Source organism: Labrenzia sp. THAF35 (assembly GCF_009363595.1).
Lineage (GTDB): Bacteria > Pseudomonadota > Alphaproteobacteria > Rhizobiales > Stappiaceae > Roseibium > Roseibium algicola.
This window is the reverse complement of sequence record NZ_CP045380.1, coordinates 5,467,940-5,480,625: the sequence shown is the minus strand read 5'-3', so window position 1 is coordinate 5,480,625 and position 12,686 is coordinate 5,467,940. Positions and strand designations below refer to the sequence as shown.

Annotated in this window: 12 protein-coding genes; 3 read left to right on the top strand and 9 right to left on the bottom strand. The window is 59.8% G+C overall.

Features of this window, described 5'->3' with window-relative positions; genetic code table 11:
• Positions 1–12: 12 nt before the first annotated feature.
• From FIU93_RS25205 to FIU93_RS25165, 9 genes are all read right to left on the bottom strand, one after another.
• Positions 13–1,344: a tetratricopeptide repeat protein gene (locus FIU93_RS25205; RefSeq protein WP_152507099.1), complete on the bottom strand. Its 1,332-nt coding sequence runs from the start codon at positions 1,342–1,344 to the stop codon at positions 13–15.
• A gap of 115 nt (positions 1,345–1,459) precedes the next feature.
• Positions 1,460–2,122, bottom strand: coding sequence for a phosphoglycolate phosphatase (gene gph, locus FIU93_RS25200; protein ID WP_152507098.1), 663 nt, complete (start codon positions 2,120–2,122; stop codon positions 1,460–1,462).
• Positions 2,119–2,673 carry a thioredoxin family protein gene (locus FIU93_RS25195; protein WP_152507097.1) on the bottom strand — a complete coding sequence of 185 codons (555 nt, stop codon included), beginning with the start codon at positions 2,671–2,673 and terminating at the stop codon, positions 2,119–2,121. Before FIU93_RS25195 ends, gph begins: the two co-directional genes overlap by 4 nt.
• A 267-nt stretch (positions 2,674–2,940) precedes the next feature.
• On the bottom strand, positions 2,941–3,744 hold the full coding sequence (locus FIU93_RS25190) for an ATP-binding cassette domain-containing protein (RefSeq protein ID WP_022997715.1): 804 nt from the start codon (positions 3,742–3,744) through the stop codon (positions 2,941–2,943).
• Positions 3,741–4,619, bottom strand: coding sequence for an ABC transporter ATP-binding protein (locus FIU93_RS25185; protein ID WP_022997714.1), 879 nt, complete (start codon positions 4,617–4,619; stop codon positions 3,741–3,743). Before FIU93_RS25185 ends, FIU93_RS25190 begins: the two co-directional genes overlap by 4 nt.
• On the bottom strand, positions 4,616–5,467 hold the full coding sequence (locus tag FIU93_RS25180; protein ID WP_022997713.1) for an ABC transporter permease: 852 nt from the start codon (positions 5,465–5,467) through the stop codon (positions 4,616–4,618). Before FIU93_RS25180 ends, FIU93_RS25185 begins: the two co-directional genes overlap by 4 nt.
• Entirely contained in the window at positions 5,460–6,470 is a 1,011-nt protein-coding gene (locus FIU93_RS25175) for an ABC transporter permease (RefSeq protein WP_022997712.1), read from the bottom strand. The genes FIU93_RS25180 and FIU93_RS25175 overlap by 8 nt, the downstream gene beginning before the upstream one ends.
• 100 nt (positions 6,471–6,570) lie before the next feature.
• Positions 6,571–8,100, bottom strand: coding sequence for an ABC transporter substrate-binding protein (locus FIU93_RS25170; protein ID WP_031268068.1), 1,530 nt, complete (start codon positions 8,098–8,100; stop codon positions 6,571–6,573).
• A gap of 50 nt (positions 8,101–8,150) precedes the next feature.
• A complete protein-coding gene (locus tag FIU93_RS25165) occupies positions 8,151–9,710 on the bottom strand; it encodes an NAD(P)/FAD-dependent oxidoreductase (protein WP_152507703.1) in 1,560 nt (519 codons plus the stop codon).
• A gap of 120 nt (positions 9,711–9,830) precedes the next feature.
• Here FIU93_RS25165 and FIU93_RS25160 point away from each other — a divergent pair, with 120 nt between their 5' ends.
• The 3 genes from FIU93_RS25160 to FIU93_RS25150 are packed head-to-tail and all read left to right on the top strand — an operon-like array spanning position 9,831 to position 12,681.
• Positions 9,831–10,622 (top strand): cyclase family protein, encoded by a 792-nt coding sequence (locus tag FIU93_RS25160; RefSeq protein ID WP_031268066.1) that lies wholly within the window; start codon positions 9,831–9,833, stop codon positions 10,620–10,622.
• A gap of 11 nt (positions 10,623–10,633) precedes the next feature.
• A complete protein-coding gene (locus FIU93_RS25155; protein WP_152507096.1) occupies positions 10,634–12,190 on the top strand; it encodes an NAD(P)/FAD-dependent oxidoreductase in 1,557 nt (518 codons plus the stop codon).
• Complete coding sequence (locus FIU93_RS25150) at positions 12,187–12,681, top strand: MarR family transcriptional regulator (RefSeq protein WP_022997707.1); 495 nt, start codon at positions 12,187–12,189, stop codon at positions 12,679–12,681. Before FIU93_RS25155 ends, FIU93_RS25150 begins: the two co-directional genes overlap by 4 nt.
• Positions 12,682–12,686: the final 5 nt, after the last annotated feature.

Below are 12,686 nucleotides of genomic sequence, written 5' to 3'. Positions count from 1 at the left end.
AAGTCGCAGGTGTCAGTCGAAAGCAATGGCGTATTTGCCGCGCCCAAGGCCGGCGTCGAGTGAGACGGACTTCAGGTAGTCTTCTTTGGCCTGGTCGCGTTGACCCAGTTGCAGCCTCAGGTTCGCACGGCTGTAGTAGGCCTTGGCAAATCCGTCGCTGTGGGCGATTGCAGAGTTGAAGTCGTCTTCCGCCTTGTTCAGATGGCCTGCGGCAAGATGAGCCTTGCCGCGGTTGTAAAGGGCAAGGGGGTGGTTGGCGACAAGCTTCAGGACCACGTCGTAATCGGCAATCGCCGCGGCGTAATCTTCAAGTTGAGCCTGGGCGAAACCACGGTTGAAACGCGCAGCGGCGTAATTGGTGTTGATCGCCAGGGCTTTGTCGTAGTCGGCTATCGCTTCCCGGTATTGGTCGAGCTTGCGCTTGGCGTATCCACGGTTGTTGTAGGCTGCGGCATATCCGGGCCGCATCTTCAGAGCGACATCGTAATTGGCGATGGCAGCGCCATAATCGCCCATCATGCGGTAGACCAGCCCTCTGTTGTTGTAGGCTTCCGGAAACTCGGGGCGAAGCCGGATGGCAACAGTGTAGCGAAGCAGCGCGGCTGAATAGTCTTTCGACTTCGCCAGTGCCAGTCCCCGGTTGTAGTAGGTATTGGCAAGTCGGCGTTGCAATGGCGCTTCGATCAGGCGGAAGTCCTGACAAGCCGTCTGAAAATCCTGCGTCTGGTCCAGGGTAAAGTCGACGTCCGGCCCTTTGCCCTGTTTCCAGTCCGATGCCTTGTGCCCAGTGATCGAATAAACGTAATTGCGGGTTTCATCGGGAAGGCGCCCGCGCCCACGGCGCCAGTTATCGACACGGTCTTCCCCGGCATTATAGGCCGCGGCCGCCAGCCCAAGGTTGCCGTAACCTTTAAAAAGATATCCCAGCAAGCGGGATGAAGCTTCAATGGCTTCCACTGGCTCGAATGAGTTTTCAAGGCCCCAGTTGGCGGCGGTGTAAGGCATGAACTGGGCAATGCCTTCCGCACCGGCCGGGCTGATCGCGTTGGGGTCGAAACGGCTTTCCTTCCAGATCAACTTGGCGAAGAAACCCGGTGGCAGGCCTTGTTTATTCGCAGCCGCCTCGATGGTGCTGCACATCTGCTGCAGGAAGGCAGCCTCGTCCAGGACCGTGTATAACGGTCCATGTTCCTTGCGCACTGTCTCGGCTGCCGCCCGGGCGGCAAGAACAGGTGCCATGATGACCGTTTCCGCAGGCTCGGCTGCGTAGGAAGACCCGAAACCGGAAAGGCATGCTGTGCCGGCAATCGCAAGGAGGAGAAACTGTCGAAGTGCCTTGGTCAACGCAGGTCCGTCAATCGGGTGAAAGGCGCACGTCATGTGCGGCGGCAATAATAGCTTCCCCGGCAGGCCAGCTCAATGTCTGCACTGAAGGCTGCAAACCTGTCGAAAACCTGTGTCAGGCAGGGGCTGACAACAGGTTCTGCGCAAGTGCCGGAAGGTCCTTGAAGCTCGAAAAGGACACAGCATGTGGAATCTCGGAAATGGGACGTTTGCGGTAGCCTTCGGTGAACAGGGCAAAGGGCATGCCCGCATTGACAGCCGTTTCGGCATCGACCTCGCTGTCGCCGACGTAAACGACCGGACCGCCGCCGAGGGACGATTGCAGGTAATGCAACCCGGCCGGGTCCGGTTTGCGCTCCGTCAGGCTGTCCCCGCCGACCAGGCCCTGGAAGTAACGCGACAAACCCAGGTCCTCGATAATCTTCTCGGCGGGCCGCTGCGGTTTGTTGGTGCAGATCGCCAACGTGTGTCCGGACTGCAGCAAGTGGTTGAGCGTGGCTTCGACGTCAGGGTAGGGGGCCGTCATATCGGTCGCATGCGCCTGGTAATCCTCCAGGAAGCTCGAAATGAGACGTGTGCGATCTCGCGTCTGCAGGCCGGTGGCATCGATGATACGGTCAACCAGCGTCGGAATGCCGTTGCCGATGAAGGAGCGGATGGTTTCAAGCGGCAGCGCCGGCAGGCCTTCGCCTTCCAGAAGGCGGCATGCCGCTGCATGAAGATCCTGGGCGCTGTCGATCAGCGTGCCATCGAGGTCGAAAATCAGAATCGGATTCATGCAGCCTTCCATTTGATGGAGCATCCCATGGACGGGATCTGGTCTTCCGGTCCCTTGCCCGTTTCTGCAACCTGTCGCATTGCTTCGAACAGATCACGCCGAAGGTCTGCTGGCCCCGTCTCCTTGCGGGAGGCATCAAGTCGCCCACGGTACTGAAGTTCCAGCGCTGAATTGAAGCCGAAGAAATCCGGTGTGCAGACCGCGTCATAGGCGCGGGCGACAGACTGGTTTTCGTCAAAGAGGTAAGGGAAAGGGAAGTTTTCCCGCTGTGCAAGTTCTGTCATTTTCTCAAAACTGTCTTCGGGATAGCTCTCGACGTCATTGGCACTGATTGCAGCAACACCGATGCCAATCGCCTGCAGGTCACGGGCATCGCGCAGGATCCTGTCACGGACGGCAACCACATAGGGACAATGGTTGCAGATGAACATGATCAGCGTGCCCTTGGGGCCGGCAATGTCTGAAAGCTTGTAGGACTTGCCGTCGGTCGCGGGCAATTCGAAATCGGGTGCTTTCCAGCCAAAATCGCAAACAGGCGGAATGGCGGCCATCGTGTCGTCTCCCCTTGGAATGATGCGCTTTGTCAAAAGGATAGAGTAGGTCACCCCATGGAAGAAATGAAGTGACCGGACGGAGGAAATTCGCCAACAGCAAATGGCCGGAGCGCCAGCATCCGGCAAGATGGCAAGCGCTGAAAGAGATAATCAACGACCGGTAAAGCGCACTGGCTCGACCCCAGGCAAACGAAGACGCATTCCACGGACCGACCGGATTTGTGGCATCGGCCCGGCAATCCGGACCGGTGCCGGGCTGTTGTTTCAGAGCCAGACCTGTTTCGGATCAGGCAGCGGAATTGCGTCGAGCAGAGTGCGTGTGTAGTCCGCTTTCGGATTGGCGAAGAGTTCTGCCGTTTCGGAGTTTTCGACAATCTCGCCCTTGTAGAGCACCAGAATGCGGGTACACAGCCGCCGGATCACCGAGAGATCATGACTGATGAAGGCCAGGGTGAGACCGAGGTCCTTGACGAGGCTCTCAAGCAGGTTGAGCACCTGGGCCTGGGAGGACACATCGAGCCCGGACACGATCTCGTCGGCCAGGATGAAGTCGGGTTTCAGGGCGATTGCCCTTGCTATCCCGACGCGCTGGCGTTGACCGCCGGACAACTCGTGTGGATAGCGGGTCGCGAAATGCCGGGGCAGGCCAACCATGTCGAGTGCTTCGTCGACCCGGCCCTTGATGTTGTCGAGCCCCTGAAGGCGCAGTGGCCCGGCAATGATACCGCCGACACGCCGGCGAGGATTGAGTGAAGACATCGGGTCCTGAAAGATCATCTGGAAGCGCCGGCGCAAGGGCCGCAGGCTGTCCTCATGAAGATGGGTGATGTCAGTGCCTTCAAACCGGATCGCGCCACTGTCCGGTTCGATCAGGCGGATCAGTGCCCTGCCGAGCGTGGATTTGCCTGATCCGGACCCTCCGACAATGCCGAGGACTTCGCCCTTGGGAATATCGAAGGATAGCCCTTTCAGTACGTCGATCCGCGGTGCCGCGCCCAGAAGCGGTTTGCGGGACATGTCCGGAAAGGAGACGTGCAGGTCTTTCAGCTCGTAGATGATATCGCTCATGGCCGGGCTCCTGCCTTCAATTGTGCGTCGAAGGCAGCCACTTCAGCTTCCACCGCTTTCGTCACGCCTTCCGGCACAGGTGTCAGTGAGCCTTGCGGGTCTGTGTATTTCGGCGTTGCCGCGAGCAGGGCCTTCGAATAGGCGTGCGAAGGCGCGGCAAAGAAGTTCTCGACGGAGGTTTCTTCAATCACCTTGCCCGCATAGAGCACTGTCAGTGACTGGGCTATCTTCGAGACGACACCCAGATCGTGGGTGACGAACAGCAGAGCGGTGCCGTGGCGCTGCTGCATTTCGCGGATCAGCTTGAGGATCTGCTTTTGAACGGTCACGTCGAGCGCTGTCGTCGGCTCGTCGGCGATGATCAGCTTCGGTTCGGCGGCAAAGGCGGACGCAATCAGGATGCGCTGGCGCATGCCGCCGGACAGTTCGTGCGGATAGGCCTTCATCACCCGTTCCGGTGACTGGATGTGGACCTCTTCCAACAGCTCCAACGCCCGTTTCTCGGCATCCGGGCGTTTCCAGCCGAGAATATCCACCAGCCTGTCCGTGATCTGCGGCCCGACACGGCGGGATGGATTGAGCGCGGTGAGCGGGTCCTGTGGTATCAGAGCCGCGCGGGCGCCAATCCGCTGGCGTCTTGCCTTTTGGGAAAGCGTCTGCAGGTCTTCCCCGTCGAGCAGGATCTTGCCCCCGGTCAACCTTGCGGCCTTCGGCAGAATGCCGAGAACAGCCTTGCCGATCATGCTCTTGCCCGCGCCACTTTCCCCGACAAGTGCACGCACCTCACCAGGCTCCACATCAAGCGAGACATGCCGGAGCAGCGGCATGCCGTTCTTCAGCTGGACCGTCAGGTCCTGAATGGACAAAAAGCTCATCGCAGCACCGGATCGAAATGGTCCTTCAGGCCTTCGCCGAGCTGGGAAAAGCTCAGCACCGTCAGGAAAAGCGCGAACAAGGGAAACACCAGAACCCACCAGGCCTGATAGATGGAGGTACGGCCTTCGGCAATCATGCCGCCCCATGTCGGTTGGTCCGTGGAAATGGACAGGTTCACGAAGGACAGGATCGCCTCGACGATCACCGCGATACCCATTTCCAGCGTCAAGAGGGCTACGATGGTCGGCAGGACGTTCGGCAGGATCTCGGTCAGGGCGGTGCCGAAACGGGTGCGGCCGGCAACCTGCGCCGAAGCCACATAGTCCATCGCCCCCTGGCTCATCGCTTCAGCCCGGACGACGCGCGCAAAGCGGGTCCAGTCGATGACGACAATGGCAATGATGACGGACATCAGTCCGGTTCCCAGAACCGCAATCAGCAGGATTGCAAAGAGAACCGGAGGGAAGGCCATCCAGATGTCGATGAAGCGCGAGATCACCAGATCCGCCCAGCCCCGGTAGTACCCTGCGATCAGGCCAAGCGTTGCCCCGATAAGACAGGTAAGCGTCCCGGCGACCAGCGCCACGATCAGCGCAAGTCTTGCGCCATAGAGCATGCGGCTGAGCACGTCGCGGCCGAGGCTGTCGGTTCCCAGCAAATAGGCCGGGTCGGCGCCTTGTTCGAAGAAGGGCGGCAGACGTCCGGCGAAAAGATCCTGTGCCAGCGGGTCATGTGGGCTGATCAGGGGAGCGAAGACGGCTGCCAGCACCAGAAAGGTGAGCCAGCCGCCACTGAGCCAGAGCCGAAGGCCGGGCAGGCGACGGATATGTCCACGGGCGTCACGCATGGCGCAGCCTCGGGTTCAGGGCGGCATAGGCCATGTCCACCACCAGATTGACCATCGTGAAGAGCAGGGCGAAAATCAGGACGATGCCCTGGATCAATGGCAGGTCTCGGTTGATCACCGCGTCAATCGCCATGTTGCCGAGACCTTCATAGGAAAACAAGCGTTCGATGATAACCGTACCGCCGATGAGAAATGTGAACTGGACGCCGATAAGCGTCAGCGTGGGAAGGATCGCGTTCGGCAGGGCATCGCGCAGGATGATCGAGCTTTCCGAATAGCCCTTTGTTCGGGCCAGGGTGATGTAGTCGTCGTGCATGCATTCCTTCAGGGATTGCTTGAGGAGCTGCAGGATAATGGCTGCCAACGGGATCGCCAGCGCAAGCGCCGGCATGAGCATGTGCCCCATGAGATCCAGAACCACATCGAACCGGAACCGGGCGAGCGCTTCGAAGAGATAGAAATTGGAGCTGAACTCGAACCCGAGCGAAGGCGATATCCGGCCGGAAATGTGAAACAGCGGCCACAGCACGCCGAACAGCAGGATCAGCGCCAGGCCCCAAAGGAAATCCGGCAGGGACAGCGCAATGCCGCCGGCAACGTCGATCCCGCCTTCCACCTTGGAACCGCGGTAGAGCGTTGCCGTGAGAGCGGCAGCACCTCCGATGATGACGGCGATCAGCAAGGCCATGACCGAGAGTTCCAGCGTGGCCGGCAAACGGCCGATCACCAGGTCGTAGACCGGCTGGCGCAGGGTGATGGACGTGCCGAAATCACCCTGGATCACGTTGGAGATCCAGATCACGAACTGTTCGAAGATGCTCTTGTCGAGTCCGTAAAGTGCTTTCAGCCGGTCAATGTCGGCATCTGTCGCCCCGGGCGGCAGCATCATGGCGATGGGGTTGCCAGGAACGACCCGGATGACCACGAACACGATGATCGCGGCCCCAAGCAGGGTGATAAGTGTTGTGATGAGGCGCGTCAGCAGCGCGCGCACGATTTGCATGACGGTATTTGGTCCAAAAATCGGAAAAAGTCGCCGCAACACCCCGGGAGCAAGCTTTAGAGGGTGTTGCGGCGAAGGCGGGTTCGAAAATTCCGGATTTTTAGGAACGCGTCATCAACGCAGGCAGCAGCGCGCCGGAAGCATGCGGCGTGACCTTGACCTTGTCGCTGTGCAGGATCGGCTGGACATACTGCAGGAGCGGAATGACCAGAGCATTTTCTGCAATGTGGCGATCGACTTCCTTCCAGCCTTCGATACGCTTGTCCTCGTCAGCCTCGCCCCAAAGCGGCAAGATCTTCTGCATCAGCTCTTCGCCATCCCAGACGGAGTGAGGTGAGGGGCCGAACATGGCGAAGCCGGTCGAGGTGGTCGGGTCGCCAATGGCATTGCCCCAGTTGTAGAAGGCTGCCGGGGCCAGCGTATCGGCCGCGCGCAATTCGTAATGCTTGGCGATTTCGTAGACTTCGATTTCCGCCTCGATGCCGATCTTGCGCCACAAGCCGACGATGGCCTGAATGATCTCGTAATCCTTGGGCTTGAAGCCGCGGGTGGTCTGGATCTTGAACTTGACCGGATTGTCCGGACCGAAGCCGGATGCCGCCAGCAGTTCCTTCGCCTTGTCCGGGTCGTAGGGAACCGTGATCGAGGCATCATAAGCGGAATAGTCGGGTGTCTGCAGCGTGTCGATGGGCACGCCGTATCCCGACAAGAGACGCTCGATAATGGTTTTCTTGTCGATGGAATAGGCCATCGCCTTGCGCACGTTTTCGTCCAGCATCGGATCGACATCGTTGATGAAAATCATGCCGATGTCGGAGATCGGGGCTGCGGTGCCGACGATGCCGTCGTTTTCCTTCAGCCGGTCGAATTCCTCGTAAGGCATTTCCAGCGTGACATGCGCATTGCCCGACATAACCTCGAAGGTTCGGCTGGACGCATCGGTGACAAACTTGATCGTGACTGTCTTGAACTCCGGTGCGCCGCCCCAGTAGTTCTCGTTGGCTTTCAGCCGGACGAACGCGTTGCGCTCGAACTTGTCGACCATGTAAGGCCCGGTGCCGATCGGCTTGGCCTCGAAGCCGTCTGCGCCGACTTCCTCATAGTATTTCTTCGGCATCACATAGCCGGTCAGGAAGCTCATCCACTTGAAGATGGTGGGCTCATATTCCTTGACGTCGGCAGTGATCTTGTTGCCGTCGATCTGGAAGTTGCCGACCTTGCCCCAGATGAACTGGATCGGATTGCCCGTGTCAGGATTGCCAGCGCGTTCCAGCGACCAGACGATGTCTTCCGGTGTCAGCGGATCACCGTTGTGCCAGGTGACGCCTTCGCGCACATCCATCCAGATCTTCGACTTGTCGTCGTTCCAGCCCCAGCCGGTGATGATGCCCGGTGCAAAGCTGAGGTCCGTGTTCTGATGAATGAACATGTCGAACACGGACTGGTAGATGCCCTGGATGGTTGGGTTGACCGCGGACGGGCCGACCGTCGGATCCCAGCTCGGCAGGTTGACGTTATAGGCGATCACCAGTTCTTCGATGTCGCTGGCGAATGCTACCGGTGTTCCGACGGCTGTCAGCAATCCGCTGGCGGCCGCACTTTTAAGCAGTGTGCGTCTTGAAACTCTCATGGTTACTGTTCCCCATTTTACCTCTGGTGCCGGTGCGTTTGTTTTTGTCGCTATCCGGCAAGTTTTTGTGCAAGCAGATATCCGGGCCCTGCGCCGGTTCCCGCACCGGGCCAGACGGCCGCGCCGGTGTGGTAAAGGTTTCCAACCGGCGTCGTTCCGTCGGCAAAGCCGCGTACGGGCCTGAACATGAAATGCTGGGTCAGATGATGGCTTCCGCAGACCTGGTCTCCTCCGACCAGGTTGGGATTGTCCGCCTCCAGCAGGGCGGGCGATACGATATGGCGGCCGAGGATCTTGGCCCTCGTGCCGGGGGCATAACGTTCCAGAATATCGAGTGCGCGTTCGGCAAACGGCTCCGCCGCTTCGGTCCAGTCGGTGGCCGTGATCTTGCCGGCGGCATCACCCTTGATGGTGCCGGGTGCCATGCGGACCTGAAGCCAGAGAACATGCTTGCCCTCCGGTGCCCGGCTCGGGTCGACGACTGTGGGCTGACCGCAGACAATCACCGGTTCTTCCGGCAGTAGGCCGGCCTGGGCCTGTGCATAGGTTCGTGCCATCTGATCGAGGTCCGGAGCCATATGCACATAGGCGAATTTTTTCAGCTCTTCGCCTGCGGTCCAGTCTGGCAGGGCGTCCATGGCAAGATGAATCATCATCGTGCCCGGCGCATGTGCTGATTTCTTCAGACCCAGGTCATACCGCGCGTTGCCGGTTTCACCCGCAAGTTTCAGCAAGGCGGATGGGGCGACGTTGGCGATCACCGCCTTGCGGGACATGATCTGCCGACCGTCCTTGAGCTCGATGCCGCGTGCCTGTCCATTCTCGACAATCACGCGCGTGACTTCTGCATTGCAGGTTAGCGATCCGCCCGAAGCCTCGATCTGCGAAACCATGGCCTTGACGATCGTATCCGCACCGCCCTGACCCAGGACCATGCCGAAGGCCTGATTGACCATGCCTTCCAGGTAGGGGAACAGCGCGCCGCCTGAAATGTCGGGTGCAAAATCCAGATGCATCCCCCAGGCAGCAAGAAGGGCACGCACCTTCGGGGATGTGAAGGTTGTGTTCAGCCAGTCGCGCGGCGAGGATAGCAGAAAGCGGGCAAGGTCCAGCACGCCGTCCGAACCGCTTTTTCGCCACTCCTTGAACAATATATATGCAAATGCACGTTTTTTTGCCGGAGTACCCAGAAGCGCGAACAAGGTCTCTGCGCGTCCCGGGAATTCCGACGTCAGCGCCCGCCAGACACGTGCGTCTTCCGGGCAGATCTTTTCGATTCGCGAAGCCGTCGTTTCCAGGTCGTTGCTGACACCAAGCCAGGTGCCGTCCGGAAAAACGGAAGAGAAACAATTGGATGCTGGCGCGAAAGCCAGCCCGTGGCTGCCCAGTTCCTCGGAGTATTGCTTGAAGAAGGCGGAACCTGCAAACAGGGAAAGGTTCATGGCCGCCCAGTCGTGGCGGTAGCCGGGTAGCGTGTACTCGCCCGATTTGACCGCACCGCCAGGTTCCCCCGCGCGCTCGAAGACACCGACTTTCCAGCCTTGAGCTGCAAGATGAACAGCGCAGGCAAGGCTGTTATGCCCGCTGCCAATTATGACGCCGTCCAACACCTCGGTCACGATCAATCCCCTCCGTTGTTCGCAGAAGATAATTGCAAATACAAATAAATCTGTCTAGCATTGAATTGTGATAACGAGCCGACAGGCCACAGAGGTACAGAGGGAATGATTATGTCTGCAGAGAGCGCGCTCAGCGGGCTTGGAGCTAAACTCCTGTCCGGAGAAGTGGAAGTGGTGGATTGCACGGGCGTTCTGGGTCCGAATACGCCGATCCTGCAACTTCCGCCTGATTTTGCAAAGAATACGCCGAAGGTCGAGATCCACAAGATCAGTGAATATGACGCTGACGGTCCCTTCTTCGCCTGGAACTGGATGGTTCTGGGTGAGCACTCCGGAACGCATTTCGATGCGCCACATCATTGGATTACCGGGAAGGACTACAGCGACGGCTTTACGGACACACTGGATGTGCAGCGTCTGATAGCCCCGGTCAATGTGATCGACTGCTCCAAGGAAAGCGCTGCTGATCCTGATTTTCTGCTGACTGCGGATTTGATCAAGGCCTGGGAAGCCGAGCACGGCGAGATCGGTGCAGGTGAGTGGGTTGTGATGCGCACCGACTGGGACAAACGCGCCGGCGATGAAGCCGCGTTCCTCAATGCCGACGAAGCGGGCCCGCACAGCCCCGGACCGACACCCGATGCGATTGAATATCTGCTGTCGAAGAAGATCGTAGGCTGGGGCAGCCAGTGCATCGGCACTGATGCTGGTCAGGCCGGTGGCATGGAGCCGCCGTTCCCGGCACATAACCTGTTGCACAGGGACAATTGCTTCGGTTTGGCATCGCTTGCCAATCTCGACAAGCTGCCGGCGAAGGGGGCGATCCTGATTGCCGCTCCGCTGAAAATCGAACGCGGCACTGGTAGCCCCATCCGGGCACTGGCTCTGGTTCCGAAAGCCTGAGGCGTCTCGAAATGGCCGCTCCGCACGTAATCGTCGGCTCCGGTATAAATGCCCTCGTCGCGGCAGCAATGCTGTCGCGCAGAGGGGAGCCGGTTCTGCTTCTGGAACGCTCAGATGTCCTTGGCGGCTGTATGCGGACAGAGGAAATCACGCTGCCCGGATTCCGGCACGATGTGATGGCGGCCACCTTCGTTCTTTTCATAACCTCACCTGCCTATGCGGAGTTGGCGGAAGATCTTGGCCGGCATGGTCTTGAATTCTGCCACACGCCGCACCCGACCGCCGTTTTACGGCCGGGAGGGGAGGCGCTGAAGCTGACGATGGACCGCGCGGCCAACATTGCAGCCTTCGAGGCCCTCGCGGCAGGCGACGGCAAGCAGCATGCGGCCGACGTCGGTGGTATCGAAGCCGATGCGGAGTTTCTGTTTGCCTTGCTGGGCAGCCCGCTCTGGTCCGGCAAGATGGCGCGCCTGATGCTCGCCCAAGCCTGGAAACGTGGCCTTGGCGGATTGAAAGCGTGGCTCGGTGCCTGCCTGCAGCCAGCTCGTGGCTGGCTGGAAGGAAGCTATCGGAGCGAAACCCTGCAGGCACTTTGGGCGCCCTGGGTCCTGCACACCGGTTTGACGCCGGAAAGTACCTATTCGGGTCAGATGGGCCGGGTGATTGCTTTTGCGCTGGAAGCTGCAGGGGCACCGGTGGCCAAGGGCGGCTCCGGCTCCGTGCCGGAGGCGTTCCGAAAATTGATTGAGGCCAAGGGTGGCAAGATCCGCACCGGTGTCGATGTCGAACGTATCCTGGTGAAGGACGGCAAGGCAGTCGGCGTCGAAACGGCAAGCGGTGAAACCATCAAGGCGCGGTCGGTGATTGCCTCCGTCACGCCAACGCAGCTCTATCAGCGGCTTTTGAAACAGGAAGCACTCCCGGAAGCCACGCAGAAATACCGCTACGGCCGCGGCAATTTCCAGCTTCACTATGCTCTGGATGGTGACCCGGACTGGATCGTCGAAGGGCTTGAGGATGTTGCGCTGATCCACCTTGCGGACGGCATCGACAGTGTTTCCAAGTCCGCCAACGAGGCCGAGCGGGGCCTTCTGCCTGAAGTTCCCACGATATGTGTTGGCCAGCCGCATCGTCTGGACCCCTCGAGGGCGCCGGAAGGCAAGGGGGTCCTGTGGCTTCAGATCCCTGACGCTCCGCGCAGGATCAAGGGCGACGCCGCGGGCAGGATAGAGACCGGTCCGGAATGGACCGAAGCAACCCGGGAGGCCTTTGCCGACCGGCTTGAAGAAATCCTGAAGCGGCATATCCGCAACTTCGATCAGATCAAGCTTGCACGGCGGGCTTATTCGCCAGCGGATCTGAACGACATCAATATCAATCTGGTCGGTGGAGATCCCTATGGCGGGGCCTGCAGCATCGATCAGTTTTTCATCTGGCGCCCCTTTGCTCATTCCGTTAATAGCGCCACCCAAATCCGGAACCTGCACATGATCGGCGCTTCGACCCATCCGGGGCCGGGGCTCGGTGGCGGGTCCGGCTACAATCTGGCGAAATGGATGGGTGCATGAGCAACGAGGATCGGACGGACGTCATCACGGAAGAAGCGCGTGTGCAGCGGCTTGGCGAAATTGGGCTGGAGAATTTCCCGCCCTATCTGATGAACCGTATCATGGGCCGCTACAACGCGGCGCTGCGTGACGAAATGGCCAATCTGGGCCTGACGACGCCGAAGATGCGTACGCTTGCCGTCTTGTCCGTGATCGACGGCCTGCTGATCCGGGAACTTGCCATTTATGCGGTCGTCGAAGTGTCGACGCTCAGCCGGGCGTTGGACGCACTGGAACGGGACGGGCTTGTCCGGCGCGTTGCCGACAAGGACGACAGCCGTGCCGTCCGCATTCATCTGACGCCCAAGGGGCGCGACACGCATGAGCAGCTCTGGCCGCATCTGGCTGGTGCATACCGGCAGATGTTCAAGGGCATCAGCGACGCGGACCAGCGGGCCTTCGTCGCCACGCTGCAGGCAATTTTGAAGAACGTGCGCAAGCACCCGATATGAGTTGA

Coding starts and splice junctions, on each gene's coding strand:
- FIU93_RS25160 (WP_031268066.1), top strand. CDS start 9,831: ATGTCTGCAGAGAGCGCGCTCAGCGGGCTTGGAGCTAAACTCCTGTCC.
- FIU93_RS25185 (WP_022997714.1), bottom strand. CDS start 4,619: ATGAGCTTTTTGTCCATTCAGGACCTGACGGTCCAGCTGAAGAACGGC.
- FIU93_RS25155 (WP_152507096.1), top strand. CDS start 10,634: ATGGCCGCTCCGCACGTAATCGTCGGCTCCGGTATAAATGCCCTCGTC.
- FIU93_RS25175 (WP_022997712.1), bottom strand. CDS start 6,470: ATGCAAATCGTGCGCGCGCTGCTGACGCGCCTCATCACAACACTTATC.
- gph (WP_152507098.1), bottom strand. CDS start 2,122: ATGAATCCGATTCTGATTTTCGACCTCGATGGCACGCTGATCGACAGC.
- FIU93_RS25170 (WP_031268068.1), bottom strand. CDS start 8,100: ATGAGAGTTTCAAGACGCACACTGCTTAAAAGTGCGGCCGCCAGCGGA.
- FIU93_RS25195 (WP_152507097.1), bottom strand. CDS start 2,673: ATGGCCGCCATTCCGCCTGTTTGCGATTTTGGCTGGAAAGCACCCGAT.
- FIU93_RS25190 (WP_022997715.1), bottom strand. CDS start 3,744: ATGAGCGATATCATCTACGAGCTGAAAGACCTGCACGTCTCCTTTCCG.
- FIU93_RS25180 (WP_022997713.1), bottom strand. CDS start 5,467: ATGCGTGACGCCCGTGGACATATCCGTCGCCTGCCCGGCCTTCGGCTC.
- FIU93_RS25150 (WP_022997707.1), top strand. CDS start 12,187: ATGAGCAACGAGGATCGGACGGACGTCATCACGGAAGAAGCGCGTGTG.